The organism is Citrobacter europaeus (assembly GCA_020099315.1).
GTDB lineage: Bacteria > Pseudomonadota > Gammaproteobacteria > Enterobacterales > Enterobacteriaceae > Citrobacter > Citrobacter europaeus.
This window is the reverse complement of the sequence record CP083650.1, coordinates 854,670-871,609: the sequence shown is the minus strand read 5'-3', so window position 1 is coordinate 871,609 and position 16,940 is coordinate 854,670. Positions and strand designations below refer to the sequence as shown.

Here is a 16,940-nt window from a genome sequence, read left to right as displayed (position 1 = left end):
CATGCGCGAAACAGACGTTACACAGTTAAGTAACCTGATACTGGGCATGTGGTTTCCATTCGTGCGCATTATGGCGTTTATTCACTACGCGCCGGTGCTGGACAACGCGGCGCTCACGGTGCGGATACGCATTATTTTGTCTCTGGCGTTGGCCTTTATCATTACGCCGCTTATCCCCCATCCGGTTCCTGACAGCCTGCTGTCGATCAACAGCATTATTTTGACCGCAGAGCAGTTTTTGTGGGGCATGCTTTTCGGCCTGATGCTGCAGTTTTTATTTTTGGCGCTGCAGCTGGCGGGCCAGATCCTCTCATTCAATATGGGGATGAGCATGGCGGTGATGAACGACCCCAGCAGCGGCGCGTCAACGACGGTACTGGCGGAGATGATCAACATCTACGCGGTGATACTGTTCTTTGCGATGGATGGACACTTGTTGCTGGTAAGCATTTTATTCAAAGGCTTTACCTACTGGCCGATTGGCAATGCGCTGCATCCGCAATCTCTGCGCACCATTTCCCTGGCGCTGGGCTGGGTGTTTGCCGCGGCCACGCTGCTGGCGCTGCCGACAACCTTTATCATGCTGATTGTCCAGGGCTGCTTTGGTTTGCTTAACCGCATTGCACCTCCGCTCAACCTGTACTCGTTAGGTTTTCCGATCAACATGCTGGCAGGTCTTATCTGCTTTGCGACTCTGCTTTACAACCTGCCCGACCACTATCTGCACCTGGCGAATTTCGTCTTGCAGCAGCTTGACGCGCTCAAGGGGCACTATGGCGGATAGCAGCAGCGAAGAAAAAACAGAAAAACCCTCGGCGCAAAAACTTCGCAAAGCCAGGCAAGAGGGGCAAATTCCGCGCTCAAAAGATATGGGACTTGCCGCCAGTCTGTTTGCCGCGTTTATGGTGATTTCCAGCAGCTTCCCCTGGTATGAGGATTTTGTCCGCGAAAGCTTCATTAGCGTGCATCAGTATGCGCAGAACATTAATGACCCGGACATCATCGGCCAGTTCCTCGAGCACCATCTGCTGATTTTAGCCAAGTTCATCCTGACGCTGTTACCCATGCCGGTCGCCGCGTTGTTTGCCTCGCTGATTCCCGGAGGCTGGTTATTCCTGCCAAAGAAAATTTTGCCGGACTTTAGCAAATTAAGCCCGCTCAAAGGAATTGGCCGTCTGTTTTCCACCGACCATCTGGTGGACACCGGCAAGATGACGCTCAAAGCGATTGTGCTGCTGGTGATGCTGTGGATTAGCGTGCGCAATAATGTTGCCGCCTTCCTGGGGCTGCAGGAGCTGTATTTCAAGCAGGCCGTCAGCGATGGCCTGGCGCTGTACAGCAGCATCATGCGCAACTTTGTCATCCTGTTTGTCTTTTTCGCGGTGATCGATGTTCCTCTGGCGAAGAAAATGTTCACCAAAGGGTTGAAGATGACCAAACAGGAAGTGAAAGAAGAGTATAAAAATCAGGAAGGTAAACCAGAAGTACGGGCCAGGATCCGTCGTCTGCAACGGCAAATGGCGATGGGGCAAATCCGCAAGGTCGTGCCGAAAGCCGATGTGGTGATCACCAACCCAACCCACTATGCCGTGGCGCTGCAGTATGACCAGTCGCGCGCCGCCGCGCCTTTTGTTGTCGCCAAAGGCACCGATGAAATTGCGCTGTATATCCGTCAGGTAGCGGCAGAAAGCAACATTGAGATTGTTGAATTTCCTAAGCTGGCGCGCTCGGTTTATTACACCACCCAGGTCAATCAACAGATCCCATTTCAACTTTATCGGGCGATTGCACACGTCCTGACCTATGTACTGCAAATGAAACACTGGCGTGACGGTTCACAGGCACGCCCTTCGCTGAACAGACATATTTCCATTCCAAAAGAGGTTCTTAAACTGGATGCCGAAAACAACTAAACAACTCCTCGCATTGCTGCGCAACGGTAACATCGGCATTCCGCTGGTAATACTGTGTATTCTGGCGATGGTGATCCTGCCGTTACCACCGGCCCTGCTGGATATTCTGTTCACCTTTAACATCGTGCTGGCGGTGATGGTGCTGTTGGTGGCCGTTTCCGCGAAACGCCCGCTCGAATTCAGCCTGTTCCCGACCATTTTGCTGATCACCACCCTAATGCGCTTGACGCTGAACGTGGCGTCAACGCGCGTGGTGTTACTGCACGGTCATATGGGCGCAGGCGCTGCCGGTAAAGTGATCGAGTCCTTCGGTCAGGTGGTGATCGGCGGTAACTTTGTCGTCGGTTTTGTGGTGTTCATCATCCTGATGATCATCAACTTTATCGTGGTGACCAAGGGCGCCGAGCGTATCTCCGAAGTTTCGGCCCGCTTTACCCTCGACGCCATGCCCGGCAAGCAGATGGCGATCGACGCCGATCTGAACGCAGGGTTGATTAATCAGGCCCAGGCGCAGGCGCGACGTAAAGACGTGGCGGGCGAAGCGGATTTCTATGGCGCAATGGACGGTGCGTCGAAGTTCGTGCGCGGTGATGCCATCGCCGGGATGATGATCCTGGCCATTAACCTGATCGGCGGCGTCTGTATCGGTATTTTCAAATACGATTTAAGCGCCGAAGCTGCATTCCAGCAATACGTACTGATGACCATCGGTGACGGTCTGGTCGCCCAGATCCCGTCTCTGCTGCTGTCAACGGCGGCGGCGATTATCGTTACTCGCGTGAGCGACAGCGGCGATATTGCCACTGACGTGCGAAGCCAGCTGCTGGCCAGCCCCTCCGTGCTCTATACCGCCACCAGCATTATGTTTGTACTGGCTGTGGTGCCGGGAATGCCGCATTTCCCATTCCTGGTGTTCAGCGCCCTGCTGGGGTTCACCGCCTGGCGTATGAGCAAGCGCCCGAAGGTGGCTGAGACCGAAGAGAAAAACCTTGAGACGCTGACCAAAACTATCGTTGAAACCACTGAGCAACAGGTCAGTTGGGAAACGATCCCCTTGATTGAGCCAATCAGCCTGAGCCTGGGCTACAAGCTGGTGTCGCTGGTGGACAAATCTAAAGGGAATCCGCTCACCCAACGTATTCGCGGTGTGCGGCAGGTTATCTCAGACACGAACGGCGTGTTGCTACCGGAAATTCGCATTCGCGAAAACTTCCGTCTAAAACCGACCCAGTACGCCATTTTTATCAACGGGATCAAGGCTGATGAGGCCGATATTCCCTCAGATAAGCTGATGGCGCTGCCTTCCAGTGAAACCTACGGTGAGATCGATGGTGTTTTAGGTCACGATCCGGCCTACGGTATGCCGGTCACGTGGATTGTCCCGGCGCAAAAAGCCAAAGCGCTAAATATGGGGTATCAGGTCATTGATAGCGCCAGCGTTATTGCAACGCACGTGAATAAGATCATTCGCAACTATATTCCCGACCTGTTTAACTACGACGATATTACGCAACTGCATAACCGCCTCTCTTCGATGGCGCCCCGTCTGGCGGAGGATCTGAGCGCGGCGCTGAATTACAGCCAGCTCCTGAAGGTTTACCGGGCACTGCTGGTCGAAGGTGTGCCGCTGCGCGATATCGTCACTATTGCTACCGTTCTGGTCGCCAGTAGCGCCGTCACCAAAGATCATATTTTGTTAACGGCAGATGTGCGTCTGGCGCTTCGTCGCAGCATTACCCATCCGTTTGTACGCAAAGATGAGCTGGCGGTGTACACCCTGAATAATGAGCTGGAGAATCTGCTGGCAAATGTGGTGAATCAGGCGCAGCAAAGCGGCAAAGTGGTGCTCGATAGCGTACCGGTCGATCCGAATATGCTCAATCAATTCCAGACCAATATGCCGCAGATTAAAGAACAGATGAAAGCCGCGGGTAAAGAGCCGGTCCTGCTGGTCGCACCGCAGCTACGTCCTCTGCTCGCGCGCTATGCGCGCCTGTTCGCTCCGGGTTTGCAGGTGTTGTCTTATAACGAAGTTCCGGACGAGCTGGAATTAAAGATCATGGGGGCGTTGAGTTAACCCCTGACGAGGCGGTGTCATTCGCACCGCCTTGTTGATTACAGAATGGTATTCTCCGTAAGAATACGACGGGCGCCGAGGTAATGATCCTGCCAGAAGTCATCGGATAAATTACTCACCCGAATGGTTTCTCCCGTACGCGGCGATTCAATAAATTGTCCCTGCCCCAAATAGACGCCCATATGATCGGCAATATCCCGACTGTGAATATGAAAGAACAATAAATCCCCACGACGAAGGTCGCGATTGGCGACGATGGTCGCCCGCCGATAGTGATACATTTCATTCGCCGTACGCGGCAATTTTGCCGCCAGGATTTTGTTGTAGGCATAAAAAATCAGCCCACTGCAGTCAAAGCCCTGATCCGGGCTGGTCCCGCCCCACAAATAAGGTTTACCCAGCTGCTGCTCGAGACGGTGGATTGCCACTTCGGTCATGTTATGCAGATGATCGCTACTGAGAAAATGGTCATTCTCAGCCAGCTCTTTCCAGCGATGATCGCTCGCTTTCAGCGGCCCCGGGAACCACTCCGGGTGCTGTTTAATCAGCGTCCTGTTCTGCTGTCGCAGCGCGCTTTTACTTTGCGCATTTCCTTCCACCACATAACTTGCCTGCTTTTTTACCTGCGCGTGGTACTGCTTCAGCAGCCGGGCGCGGTTACGCATGCGCATTTGCGCCGCATAGCTTAAATGGGCGTCAGATAAGAGGGGCTGAACTTTGGCGACAGACGGTGAGGACAACACAACACACAAAGACAGCAGACCCGGCAAAAAGCGTCGGGGTGCAGAGACAAAAGACATGAAAACAAAAATACCTAATCAAACACGTTCGCCGCAGTCTACCGCTGTTGCCGGGTATTCCATTTTAATATTCGATTATTAAATTATTAATTTTTTAAATTCAATACATTAGGAATTCTGCACTCATAAGACTAAATGAAATGCGCTCACGCGCAAAATACGCCGCTGTCTGACTGCCTTTAAGTACAATTTTCCGTATAAAGAAAATCTAAAGTGTAAACGCCGCACGAGAGACTTGCGAAAAACTCTCTGGGTGATAATGTGAGCGCTCCAGATCCAGATTTATCCGATTTGGGGACTCTTTTTGCCGTCCTGGCGTGTGTAATCGTTTTATCAAGGAATAAGCAGTATGCGTAAAATCGCATTTTTTCTTGCGATGCTTTTATTGCCGTGCGTTTCATTTGCCGGTTTGCTGAGCAGCAGCCCGACTACGCCTGTCAGCAAAGAATATAAGCAGCAATTAATGGGCTCCCCCGTCTATATCCAGATCTTCAAAGAAGAGCGCACGCTGGATCTGTACGTCAAGATGGGCGAACAGTATCAATTGCTCGACAGCTATAAGATCTGCAATTATTCCGGCGGCTTAGGGCCGAAACAGCGTCAGGGTGATTTCAAAAGCCCGGAAGGATTTTACAGCGTACAGCGTGGACAGCTGAAACCGGATAGCCGCTTCTATAAAGCGATTAACATTGGTTTTCCTAACGCCTACGACCGCGCCCACGGTTATGAAGGTAAATACCTGATGATCCACGGCGCCTGTGTTTCCGTCGGCTGCTACGCGATGACCGACAACGGCATTGATGAGATTTTCCAGTTTGTCACCGGCGCGCTGGTGTTTGGACAGTCCAGCGTCCAGGTTAGCATTTACCCGTTCCGCATGACCGACGCCAACATGCAGCGCCATAAGTTCTCGTATTACAAAGAGTTCTGGTCGCAGCTAAAGCCGGGATACGATTACTTTGAACAGACGCGTAAGCCACCGACCGTTTCCGTCGTCGATGGCCGTTACGTTATCAGCAAGCCGTTGAGTCACGAAGTGGTTCAGCCGCAGCTGGCATCAAACTACACGCTCCCCGAGACAAAATAATGCCCACTCGCCTGGCATAATCTTTTGCCAGGTTTCATTGCCGGTTAGCGGCTGAGTGGCAATCACGGTGACCACATCGTTGGGTGTGGTCTCTGAGCTAAAATCGATTTCCACATCCTGATCCAACAGTGTCGCTACGCCAAACGGCGCACGGCGCGTGATCCAAAACAAATTGGTCGAGCAGAAGGCCATCACATAACGCCCGTCAGACAACAGCATGTTGAAGACGCCCTTCTCCCGCAATTCTCCTGCCAGCATCGCAATATACTTAAACACTGCCGTCATATTGCCAGGCGTGCGCGGATAACGCTCTGTCAGCTTGTGGAGCAGCCAGCAGAAGGCTTTTTCGCTGTCGGTTTCCCCAACCGGGCGGAAATTACCGGTTTCCAGCGATTTATAGCCGCTGAGCTGTCCGTTATGGGCGTACGTCCAGTTACGTCCCCACAGCTCACGCGTAAAGGGATGGGTATTTTCCAGTGCCACTTCACCGCGATTCGCCTGACGAATATGGGCAATCACGGAACAGGATTTGATGGGATAGTCTTGTACCAGTTTGGCAATAGGCGAGTTAAAGCTGGGTTGCGGATCTTTAAACGTACGGCAGCCCTTACCTTCATAAAACGTAATACCCCAGCCGTCTTTGTGCGGCCCGGTGCCTCCGCCGCGCTGGACCAGCCCGGTGAAGCTAAAGCAGATATCGGTTGGCACATTGGCGCTCATCCCGAGCAGTTCGCACATACATCACCTACCTTAAAACGGTTAATTGCCTGCCAAGACCGGCAAAGCACAGCTTGTAGGCCGGATAAGACGCTTGCGTCGCCATCCGGCACAATGCCCGATGGCGCTTCGCTTATCGGGCCTACAAGTTCCTGGCCCGATAAGACCGGCAAAAATTATCGGCTTATTTAACCATCTCTTTTTCGATCAGCTGAATCAGGATATGGATCACTTTGATATGAATTTCCTGAATACGGTCAGCGTAGCCAAAGTGCGGCACGCGAATTTCGATATCTGCGCTGCCCGCCATTTTGCCGCCATCTTTCCCGGTCAGGGTGATCACTTTCATCCCTTTCTCGCGCGCTGCGGCAATCGCTTTAATTACGTTACCGGAGTTACCCGAAGTAGAGATGCCTAACAGGACATCGCCCGCGCGGCCCACGGCTTCAACGTAGCGCGAGAACACATAATCGTAACCAAAATCGTTGCTAACGCAGGAGATATGGCTGACGTCAGAGATAGCGATCGCCGGGTAGCCTGGGCGGTTTTCACGATAGCGTCCAGTCAGCTCTTCGGCGAAGTGCATCGCGTCGCAATGGGAACCGCCGTTACCGCAAGAAAGTACCTTACCATCGGCTTTAAAGCTGTCTGCCAACAGGACCGCCGCGCGCTGAATGGCGTGAATATTGGCGTCATCTTTAAGAAAATTAGCCAGCGTTTCCGCCGCTTCGCTCAGTTCGTTACGAATAAGATCCTGGTACATGAGGATATCCTTCAGCATGAATGTAAATGACAAGATGCAGTGTACCGGATAGCGCTACCAGCGAGAAGTACAAGCCACAGGAATGGCTACGGCTTTTGATTTTTTGTGCCGGTTAAAACGGCAACAATGTGAGCTTTGTTGTAATTATTTTGTAAACACATTGCTAAAAGAATTTACATCCACTACAACCATATCATCACAAGTGGTCAGACCTCCTACAAGCAAGGGAGCTTTTCGTTATGATGATTTTGAGTATTATCGCTACGGTTGTTCTGCTCAGCGTTCTGTTTTATCACCGCGTGAGCTTATTCCTCAGCAGCTTAATTTTGCTCGCCTGGACGGCTGCGCTTGGCGTGGCTGGCCTGTGGTCAGTCTGGTTGCTGGTTCCTCTGGCCATTATCCTCGTACCGTTTAACTTTACGCCGATGCGCAAATCCATGATCTCTGCGCCGGTGTTCCGCGGTTTCCGTAAAGTCATGCCGCCGATGTCCCGCACCGAGAAAGAAGCGATTGATGCCGGTACGACCTGGTGGGAAGGCGACCTGTTCCAGGGCAAGCCTGACTGGAAAAAACTGCATAACTATCCTCAGCCGCATCTGACCGCTGAAGAACAAGCGTTTATTGATGGTCCAGTTGAAGAAGCGTGCCGCATGGCGAACGACTTCCAGATAACCCATGAACTCGCGGATCTGCCCCCGGAACTGTGGGCGTATCTGAAAGAACACCGCTTCTTCGCGATGATTATTAAGAAAGAGTACGGCGGGCTGGAATTCTCCGCCTATGCTCAGGCACGCGTTCTGCAGAAACTCTCCGGCGTATCCGGGATCCTGGCGATCACCGTTGGCGTACCTAACTCATTAGGTCCAGGCGAACTGCTGCAACATTACGGCACCGAAGAGCAGAAAAATCATTACCTGCCGCGTCTGGCTCGTGGTCAGGAGATCCCATGCTTTGCTCTGACCAGCCCGGAAGCAGGCTCCGACGCAGGTGCTATCCCTGATACCGGCGTGGTTTGTATGGGCGACTGGCAGGGTCAGCAGGTGCTGGGTATGCGCCTGACCTGGAACAAACGTTATATTACGCTGGCCCCTATCGCTACCGTACTGGGTCTGGCATTTAAACTTTCCGACCCGGAAAAACTGCTGGGTGGTGAAGAAGATCTCGGTATTACCTGTGCGCTGATCCCAACCTCAACGCCGGGCGTACAAATTGGGCGTCGCCACTTCCCGCTGAACGTACCGTTCCAGAACGGTCCGACCCTCGGTAAAGATGTGTTCGTACCGATTGATTACATCATCGGTGGCCCGAAAATGGCCGGTCAGGGCTGGCGCATGCTGGTGGAATGTCTGTCCGTGGGACGCGGTATTACCCTGCCGTCTAACTCGACGGGCGGCGTGAAATCCGTCGCGATGGCAACCGGCGCGTATGCGCACATTCGTCGCCAGTTCAAAATCTCTATCGGCAAGATGGAAGGTATTGAAGAGCCGTTGGCGCGTATTGCGGGTAACGCCTACGTGATGGATGCTGCGGCGTCGCTGATTACCTACGGTATTATGCTGGGTGAAAAACCGGCGGTGCTGTCGGCTATCGTGAAGTATCACTGTACCCACCGTGGGCAGCAGTCAATCATCGATGCCATGGATATCACTGGCGGTAAAGGCATTATGCTTGGCGAAAGCAACTTCCTCGCCCGTGCTTATCAGGGCGCGCCAATCGCTATTACCGTTGAAGGCGCCAACATTCTGACCCGTAGCATGATGATCTTCGGTCAGGGTGCTATTCGCTGCCATCCGTATGTACTGGAAGAGATGGCTGCGGCACAGAGTAACGATGTGAATGCGTTCGATAAGCTGCTGTTCAAACACATCGGTCACGTCGGCAGTAACAAAGTACGCAGCTTCTGGCTTGGCCTGACGCGCGGCTTAACCAGCAGCACGCCAACCGGCGATGCGACCAAACGTTACTACCAGCACCTGAACCGTCTGAGCGCCAACCTGGCGCTGCTTTCAGATGTATCCATGGCCGTACTGGGCGGTAGCCTGAAGCGCCGTGAACGTATCTCCGCGCGTCTGGGCGATGTGTTAAGTCAGCTGTATCTGGCCTCCGCGGTACTGAAACGTTATGACGATGAAGGCCGTAATGAAGCCGACCTGCCGTTGGTTCACTGGGGCGTTCAGGATGCGTTGTACAAAGCGGAACAGGCGATGGACGACCTGCTGATAAACTTCCCGAACCGTCTGGTCGCTGGCTTGCTGAATGTGGTTATCTTCCCTACCGGTCGCCACTACCATGCACCGTCAGACAAATTGGATCATAAAGTCGCGAAGATTTTGCAGGTTCCAAGCGCCACCCGTTCTCGTCTTGGTCGTGGTCAATACCTGACGCCAAGCGAGCATAACCCGGTTGGTTTGCTGGAAGAGGCTCTGCTGGATGTGATTGCAGCTGACCCTATCCACCAGCGGATCTGCAAAGAGCTGGGTAAGAACCTGCCGTTTACCCGCCTGGATGAACTGGCGCACAATGCGCTGGCTAAAGGACTGATTGATAAAGACGAAGCCGCGATTCTGGTGAAAGCCGAGGCGAGCCGTCTGCGCAGCATCAACGTGGATGACTTTGAACCCGAGGAGCTGGCAACTCAGCCGGTAAAGTTGCCAGAGAAGGTGCGTAAAATCGAAGCCGCATAACGACACACGCACAATGCCGGGCCCCGCTTAATGCGGGGCTTTTTATTGCCACATTTTCGTTAAAGCTCATGTTACAGTGTCAAAATGTTGTTCAACGAGGAGCCTTGATCGTGCCTGGTTTGAAAATTACTCTGCTGCAACAACCGCTGATCTGGATGGATGGCCCGGCCAACCTGCGCCATTTCGACCGTCAACTGGAAACCGTCACAGGACGTGATGTCATTGTGTTGCCCGAGATGTTTACCAGTGGATTTGCCATGGAAGCGGCAAGTAAATCGCTGGCGCAGGAAGAGGTTGTAAGCTGGATGCGCGCTAAGGCGCAGCAGACCAACGCCCTCATTGCAGGCAGCGCCGCTCTCCAGTCTGAACGCGGCCCGGTCAACCGCTTTTTACTGGTCGAACCCGAAGGTCATGTCCATTTCTATGATAAGCGCCATCTGTTCCGCATGGCGGATGAGCACCAGTATTACCAGGCAGGTGACGCGCGGGATATTTTTGAATGGCGCGGCTGGCGTATTCTGCCGTTGGTCTGTTATGACCTGCGTTTTCCAGTGTGGTCGCGCAACCGCAACGATTACGACCTGGCATTGTATGTCGCCAACTGGCCGGCGCCGCGTTCGCTGCACTGGCAGGTTCTGCTCACAGCACGGGCGATTGAGAACCAGGCTTATGTAGCAGGATGTAACCGCGTGGGCACTGACGGGAACGGCCATCATTATCGCGGTGACAGCCGGGTGATTAATCCGCAGGGTGAGATTATTGCCACCGCCGAGCCGCATCAGGCCACACGCATTGACGCAGAACTGTCACTCTCGGCGCTGCGCGAGTATCGCGAGAAGTTTCCCGCCTGGCAAGACGCCGACCCGTTCACGCTATAACTCTCGCCTTCACTCCCGCTGCACAACATTTTCCGTGGCGGGATTGTTTCACTCCGTAACCAACCGCAAAACAAATTCGCGTGGCGACATGCGGCGGGCATCGTATTCTGCAAAGGATAATCACTCGTAACCAGCGAGTGGCAGACAATGTCGATAATTCCCTTATCAGGATTTCAATAATGAAGAACTTCATACGCATGACTTTGCTGGCAGTTACCGTGGCTGGCGCTTCTTTTAGCACGCTTGCAGCAACGACATCTAATGTTCCGGCTCCCGCCCAGGATCCGATAGTTCAGCACCTTAAGTTAAGCACCGACCAGGTTGCGCAGATTAAAAAACTGCACCAGCAGCTTGAAACCAACGTTAGCCAGATTTCGGTGAAAGATGTTAAAGACGGCGCGTTGATTGACGTCATCAAGTCCGGGAAATGGGATGAAGCTGCCGTCAAGAAACAGCTTTCTGCTTTCAGCAACATCGAACAACAGGCACGTTATTATCGCGTGAAATACTATTTTGATCTGAACAAAGTGCTGACCCCAGCACAGCGCCAGCAGGTGCAAAAAGATATCGCACAGACGCTGAGCGAGTAATGACCAGGGCCTGAATCAGCAATGGTTCAGGCTTTTCGGTAAAACTTCCTGCTCAAACAGAAATCCCTGCACCGCGTCTGCGCCGCTCATGCGGCAAATGGCATAATCCTGCGGCGTTTCCACTCCCTCGACAACAACTCGGTCTCCCAGCCCGCGAAATTGATTGACCAGTACCCTCAACTGCCACTCTGATGTCCTGAACTGATGAAACATTTCGCTTTCAATTTTGATGGCATCGAAACGGATGCCAGACAGCCGCCAGACAAAAAATAGCTCGGGTGAAACGTCATCCAGCCACATGCGAAAACCATGGCGTATCAGGGTTTTTACGGCCATGCATACGGTCTGCTGTTCTGCCTTTTCCAGGCGCATCATGGTGCCTGGATCCTGAATCTCGATAACAATCCGCCCCTGATGCGCCTGCCGGGCGAGCTGCGCAATCCATGGCAGGCAGGTCAACATCCTGACGGATAAATTCAGCGAAAAGCTTCCTGAGAGTGCCAACACCCGCCGCATTTGCCACAGGAATAGCTGCTGTTTTGCCGTGATAGAAAGATGCTTGAAAAAAAGATCCAGTGGTAGCGGCGTACGTACCTGGCTTAACACTTCGCAGACATCCAGCGATGGATCATCAAAAAAATGAATGCGTTGCAAACGGATCCCGGTGATCCGCAGCAGTTCGGCGTTGCGGGGAAGCTCTGGTACATAGCGGGCCTGTTCGCTGAGTCTGTTCATATCATTCCATTTTTTGATTAAAAGGACGTCGTGCATCCTGCAGCCACGGGATACGGCGATCATTCGGATACGTCAGGTAAAAGCGCCTCGCCAGACGATGCGCCTCGACCAGGTCGCGTTGCTGCAACGCCAGTAAGATTTGCGTGAAAGAGACGTTCGGATCGGGGTGAACGAGCACATAGTCAGGCGCCCAGCGGCGGACCGCTTCAAGCCAGCGAGCATCCCGGGAGCGCTGATAGCGCTGCAGATATCCCATCTGGACATCAAACCGGTAGCGAGTGGCAAGGAGCCAGCCTCCCACAGGGAGCGGCTCAGCCAGACGCCACTGCGCTGACTGCCGCTCCGCCAGCGTCAATTGCTGTTGCGTGCGCAGCGAGAGAAGCAACAATGGTGTGAAGGCCAAAAACGAGATCAGTGCCAGTCCGCGCAACAACGACGTTGACGTAAGCGTCAGGCGAGCCCCTTTTAACGGGAGGTCTGCGCAACGAAGCAGCAGGATCAGCAGTAACCAGTGTGGCGTTGACTGCCTGACGGGGTATTCCGTCAACATATGAATCACCACCGGCAGCGCCGCCACCAGACAGGCGCGACGCCAACGATTCCCATGCTTCCAGAGCCAGAAACCACTCGCAATAAAACACAGCGCGCCCACCAGCCCAACCAGACCGCCCTCCACCAGCCATAACACCAGTTCGTTGTGCGGATGCGAGATACTGCTCAGCCCCAATGGCCCCGCGCGTTCGAGAAACACAGAAGCAAAGCTGCCCACGCCCCACCCCGTCCACGGGCGTTCGGTAAATAATGCCAGCGACGTTTTGAGCACCGTCCAGCGCACCTGGGAAGTGGTGAAGTGATCGACCGTAGCGACGGACAAAAAATGGCGGGCGAGCGACCCCGCCGCCATGCCTGACGCCAGCGGCAACAGGAGTAGCAACAACGGACGGCGCTGCGTCGGGAAAACCATCAACAGCAGCGCCTCACCGATCGCCACAGAGAGGTAACCGGTTTGCGACTGGGATTCATGCAGCACAAATCCCATCATCACCAGGCCAACCCCGATGACAATTCGATACCCGTCGCGCAGGCGTAAAAAGAGCGTGGCTGACAGCAGTACGCCACAAGCCGTGAAGCTGGCCATCAGATTAACCTGCTGAAAAATACCGTAGGGCCGCGTGCTGCGCCGCCAGGCAAACTCCCAGTAATCAACGCCCGGCCAATGCCAGTACTGATAGATAAACGCCAGACATTCGATGACGCACGCCCCCCAGAGCAGGGCCAGCAGTGTCGTCAGGGATCGTGCCGTGAGCGGAATTTGCACCGTCACCAGATAGACGAGAACGCCTCCCAGTAAGGCTCCCGCGACCAGTAGGGCCTCGGACTGCCAGACACCAGGCGTAAGCAGGCATAACAGCGTCAGAGTGAGCGCCCCCATCGTAAACCCCGTGGCAGGTACAGTGATGCGCCAGCGTTGATGAGGCACCAGCACTGATGCGCATGCAACTAGCACAACGGCGTAGATCCAGCTCGTGATATTAAGCGGTAACGACAGACCGCTGCCGCCGTTATTCGGCCAGTAGAGATGCATTGCCCCGCACCAGAAAAACAGACTAATACCGAGCAATAATTTTTGCGCAGGCAGCGGCGCAATACGATTCAGTGCGTTCATCATGCTACTGGTAGTTCAGTATCCAGGTCCCGCTGGCGCTGAACGGACCGTATTCGAGAGACTGATTTTTTATCGCCGATGGCTCCGCCGCGACCCACGCCAAAAAATTCAGCGTCATCGAGCCTTCCGTTATCTCTTTGACTGACGTGCTCTCATCAAGGCGGATTGCCGTGCCGTCCTCTTCGCTCATCCCAATACCGATCCCTGACGCGCCGCCTTGTTCACTGCTATCCAGCGCCAGATGATCGGCCAGCTCCGCATCCTCACGACCGCTGAAGGTAACCGAGATCCCGCGAAAAACCTCAGGGTTGCAGTCGCGTAACTGGATACTGAATTTTTCTGGCTTACTGCGCCCCGAGAGATAGAGATCCTGCGTCGCGATTTGCTTGAAATCGACCTCGATTTTGTCGCCACCGGGGACCAGGCTGCAGGCCAGCGCTCTGATGGTGCCGTGAAAATACATATCGCCGCCGACCAGTTTGGTATCGGCCTGCGCCGTGCCGCCAAGCAGTAGCACACCGGTCGCGATTAACGCCGTAAATCTCATGGCATCCCCCTACTGAAACTGCGCAACAACGGTGGCTGAGGCTTCAAACTCACCTTCCTTAACGCTTCCCACGCCCGGCTTAGCCACCGGTGCGGCGGTGAGATTCCAGTCGCCCTGATTCTGGTAAAACCCCTTCACGTTGTAGAATTGATTGGGCACGACGGCGCCGCCGCTCTCGTCTTTAAGCATAATGCCGAGATCGTCGCGTTTTTGTCCGCCGCTTAACGTGCCGAGGAGATTACCGTTAAATCCCGCCGTGCCTGAGGCCGTGGTCGTTTGCACGCCAAGATTGATATTCAGCGCGCCCTGATCGAAGCTGCCGCCTTCACACACCACATGTATAGGGATTGGCTTGCTGTAGTTGGTGCCGTTGAGCTTTGTAGCGGATCCAGGCAGATCGCCAAACTCAATGCTGATTTTGTCTCCCCGATTGAAGGTGCATTTGTCCGGTACGGTAATCAGCCCGGATTTAATCACCACGCGGGAAATTGGCGTTGTCGGCGTAGGGCCAGCATCCCCCAGGCGCCCGGCAACCTCCACCAGCGACTGGGAGGTAATATTGATGCCATTAATAATGGGTTTAGTGACAATAAACGTCACTTTCCCTTTTGAACCACTTTCTATGTTGGTAGCCCGCTCGTAGCCTTTGCGCTTTTTGCAGCTATGATCGTTGTAACGATTTGAAAAATTGGTAAAAGGCGCCTGAACGTAGTTGTTATAACGCCCGGCGACCCACACCTGTACTTCCACATCCAGATACTCGTTTAGACGAAAACGGTTCGCCCCCTGATTGGAAGGCGGCATCGTGGTCGTGGTGGTGTAGTAAATCGGTTGTCGGGAGATGTCAGCCTGTTCGCAGTGAAAATCCACTACATACCAACTGCCCAGATTCCACGGGAACGGCTCCGTTCTGCCGCCCACGTGGTTTTTGCTGACATCCAGCGAGTTCAGTTCAATATCGTACTGATGCGGCGATCCTCCCTGCGGCTCACCTTCCCCCTGTGTGAATGCCTGCCCGGCCAGCGGACAACCAGCCAGGGCCGTCCACAGCAGTGTGTTGCGCAATATGCTCATAGATACTCCAGCTTAAGTCTGACCAGGCCGTTAAATTCTCCGGCGGTCACCTCTGGACCAAAAGATTCCAGCGCGGCCAGAAAGTGGATCGCGTTATCGCCCGGCTTGAGGATCCACATGCGTTGCGGTTGGTTCAGGTGAAGCAACTGGTTGCGTTCGGTCAGTAACCGAATGCCCGCGCCGCGCACATCACCGCGAATACGACCCAGATCGCTGTTTTCCGGTGCGCCTTCAGCCATCAGCGTCATCGAAACGCCGCGTTCCACCGTGCTGTGCGCCAGCTCAGGCATTTCGCTGGTCTGTCCGGGGAAATCCCTGAAGGTGTGGCCGGAACCTTTTAAGCAGCCGTTCAGATACAGCGTAACCAGCACCGGCTCGCTGCGATCGCCGCCCTGGCGAAACCGACTGGCGGAAATATCACCAAGATTGATGGTCTGATCGCGTGAAGCCATATCCAGCACGCACGGCGAAACATAGACCCGGCCATGAAAGCGGACGTTGCCATACTCGCCGGACACGTTGCTCATATCCTGGCGACCACTGGTAGCCTGAGCCTGGCAGGCCATACCCGCCATCAGCAGGGCGCAAAGCATCTTTTTCATTTACGATTCCTGTTACCGGGGCTGCTGCTCCATCGGCAATGCTTTACACACATTGCCTGTGCAGCTGAATTTCAGTTCGGGATGGCCGCCAAAATCGTTCACGTACATCATGCTGAACTGACTGACGCTGCCGTCGTTCACGCTGAAATCGAGAGAGGATTTTGGTGAAACCATAACGCCTGGGAAGTCGGTCAATCTGCCGCCGCCCTGCGTTTCTGGCTTGCGGCTTAAGCCGATTAAGGTGACAAAATAAGGCGTTGGGTTGTCCACACTCCAGCGCTGGCCCTGTTTGTGAAAGACCAGTTGGTTTTGCCACACGGCGCCAGGTGTTTCCGGCACGATAGCAGTCGGACGGTAGAACAATTTGATGCGCGACTGCATCGCCAGTTGCAGCACATTCGGCTTATCCGGCTTTGGCGGAATTTCACGAACGTTCAGGTAGAACAGGCTCTCGCGATCCTGGGGCAGAGCGTTAATCCCGCTGGTTTTCGTCACCCGGGCAATCCCCTTTTGCCCGCCGTTAATTCGTTGCAGCGGCGGTAAGACCATCAGCGGCGAGGTAATTTTTGTTCCGGTGGCGTCTTCCACCCACGACTGGGCCAGGAATGGAATGCTCGGACTGGTATTGGTTAAGTTCGCACTGACAGATCGCGCATCACCGGTGATGATCATGCGGGTACGGTCGAGCGCGATACCTGCCCATGAGGCGTTGATCTCTGCAATAAAAAGCAGGCCGCAGGCCACGGGTTTCAGCCAACGCTGCACGGAGTAAAAAGCTTGATTATTCATGACAAAATTCATTCAGGT

16 protein-coding genes are annotated in these 16,940 nt (G+C 54.0%); 7 read left to right on the top strand and 9 right to left on the bottom strand.

What is annotated here, in order from left to right:
- The first annotated feature begins 1 nt into the window (after nt 1).
- The 3 genes from fliR to LA337_04080 are packed head-to-tail and all read left to right on the top strand — an operon-like array spanning nt 2 to nt 3,990.
- A complete protein-coding gene (gene fliR, locus LA337_04090; GenBank protein UBI16884.1) occupies nt 2–784 on the top strand; it encodes a flagellar biosynthetic protein FliR in 783 nt (260 codons plus the stop codon).
- Nucleotides 774–1,913: a flagellar type III secretion system protein FlhB gene (gene flhB / locus LA337_04085; protein UBI16883.1), complete on the top strand. Its 1,140-nt coding sequence runs from the start codon at nt 774–776 to the stop codon at nt 1,911–1,913. Before fliR ends, flhB begins: the two co-directional genes overlap by 11 nt.
- Nucleotides 1,897–3,990 (top strand): flagellar biosynthesis protein FlhA, encoded by a 2,094-nt coding sequence (locus LA337_04080; GenBank protein ID UBI16882.1) that lies wholly within the window; start codon nt 1,897–1,899, stop codon nt 3,988–3,990. The genes flhB and LA337_04080 overlap by 17 nt, the downstream gene beginning before the upstream one ends.
- 38 nt (nt 3,991–4,028) lie before the next feature.
- Here LA337_04080 and LA337_04075 read toward each other — a convergent pair whose 3' ends face one another.
- Nucleotides 4,029–4,790, bottom strand: coding sequence for a C40 family peptidase (locus LA337_04075; GenBank protein ID UBI16881.1), 762 nt, complete (start codon nt 4,788–4,790; stop codon nt 4,029–4,031).
- 349 nt (nt 4,791–5,139) lie between these two features.
- Here LA337_04075 and LA337_04070 point away from each other — a divergent pair, with 349 nt between their 5' ends.
- The gene (locus LA337_04070; protein ID UBI16880.1) at nt 5,140–5,877 is read left to right on the top strand and encodes a murein L,D-transpeptidase; all 738 of its coding nucleotides are present in this window, start codon (nt 5,140–5,142) and stop codon (nt 5,875–5,877) included.
- Here LA337_04070 and LA337_04065 read toward each other — a convergent pair.
- Nucleotides 5,848–6,615 carry a class II glutamine amidotransferase gene (locus tag LA337_04065; protein UBI16879.1) on the bottom strand — a complete coding sequence of 256 codons (768 nt, stop codon included), beginning with the start codon at nt 6,613–6,615 and terminating at the stop codon, nt 5,848–5,850. The genes LA337_04070 and LA337_04065 overlap by 30 nt on opposite strands.
- Nucleotides 6,616–6,778: 163 nt before the next feature.
- Complete coding sequence (gene lpcA, locus LA337_04060; GenBank protein ID UBI16878.1) at nt 6,779–7,357, bottom strand: D-sedoheptulose 7-phosphate isomerase; 579 nt, start codon at nt 7,355–7,357, stop codon at nt 6,779–6,781.
- A 239-nt stretch (nt 7,358–7,596) separates the two neighbouring features.
- Here lpcA and fadE point away from each other — a divergent pair, with 239 nt between their 5' ends.
- From fadE to LA337_04045, 3 genes are all read left to right on the top strand, one after another.
- On the top strand, nt 7,597–10,041 hold the full coding sequence (fadE, locus tag LA337_04055) for an acyl-CoA dehydrogenase FadE (protein UBI16877.1): 2,445 nt from the start codon (nt 7,597–7,599) through the stop codon (nt 10,039–10,041).
- A 110-nt stretch (nt 10,042–10,151) separates the two neighbouring features.
- Nucleotides 10,152–10,919, top strand: coding sequence for an amidohydrolase (locus LA337_04050; GenBank protein ID UBI16876.1), 768 nt, complete (start codon nt 10,152–10,154; stop codon nt 10,917–10,919).
- A gap of 179 nt (nt 10,920–11,098) precedes the next feature.
- Nucleotides 11,099–11,509 (top strand): Spy/CpxP family protein refolding chaperone, encoded by a 411-nt coding sequence (locus LA337_04045; protein ID UBI16875.1) that lies wholly within the window; start codon nt 11,099–11,101, stop codon nt 11,507–11,509.
- Nucleotides 11,510–11,524: 15 nt separating this feature from the next.
- Here the strand turns inward: LA337_04045 and LA337_04040 are convergent, their stop codons facing one another.
- From LA337_04040 to LA337_04015, 6 genes are read right to left on the bottom strand one after another with little or no spacing between them, the layout of a single operon-like run.
- Nucleotides 11,525–12,244, bottom strand: a complete 720-nt coding sequence (locus LA337_04040; protein UBI16874.1) for an EAL domain-containing protein — start codon at nt 12,242–12,244, stop codon at nt 11,525–11,527.
- A gap of 1 nt (nt 12,245) precedes the next feature.
- Nucleotides 12,246–13,913, bottom strand: coding sequence for a Wzy polymerase domain-containing protein (locus tag LA337_04035; protein UBI16873.1), 1,668 nt, complete (start codon nt 13,911–13,913; stop codon nt 12,246–12,248).
- Between the two features lies 1 nt (nt 13,914).
- Entirely contained in the window at nt 13,915–14,457 is a 543-nt protein-coding gene (locus tag LA337_04030) for a type 1 fimbrial protein (protein UBI16872.1), read from the bottom strand.
- Nucleotides 14,458–14,466: 9 nt separating this feature from the next.
- Nucleotides 14,467–15,531, bottom strand: a complete 1,065-nt coding sequence (locus LA337_04025) for a fimbrial protein (protein ID UBI16871.1) — start codon at nt 15,529–15,531, stop codon at nt 14,467–14,469.
- A complete protein-coding gene (locus LA337_04020; protein ID UBI16870.1) occupies nt 15,528–16,133 on the bottom strand; it encodes a type 1 fimbrial protein in 606 nt (201 codons plus the stop codon). The genes LA337_04025 and LA337_04020 overlap by 4 nt, the downstream gene beginning before the upstream one ends.
- A gap of 12 nt (nt 16,134–16,145) precedes the next feature.
- Complete coding sequence (locus tag LA337_04015; GenBank protein UBI16869.1) at nt 16,146–16,922, bottom strand: fimbria/pilus periplasmic chaperone; 777 nt, start codon at nt 16,920–16,922, stop codon at nt 16,146–16,148.
- Between the last annotated feature and the right edge of the window lie 18 nt (nt 16,923–16,940).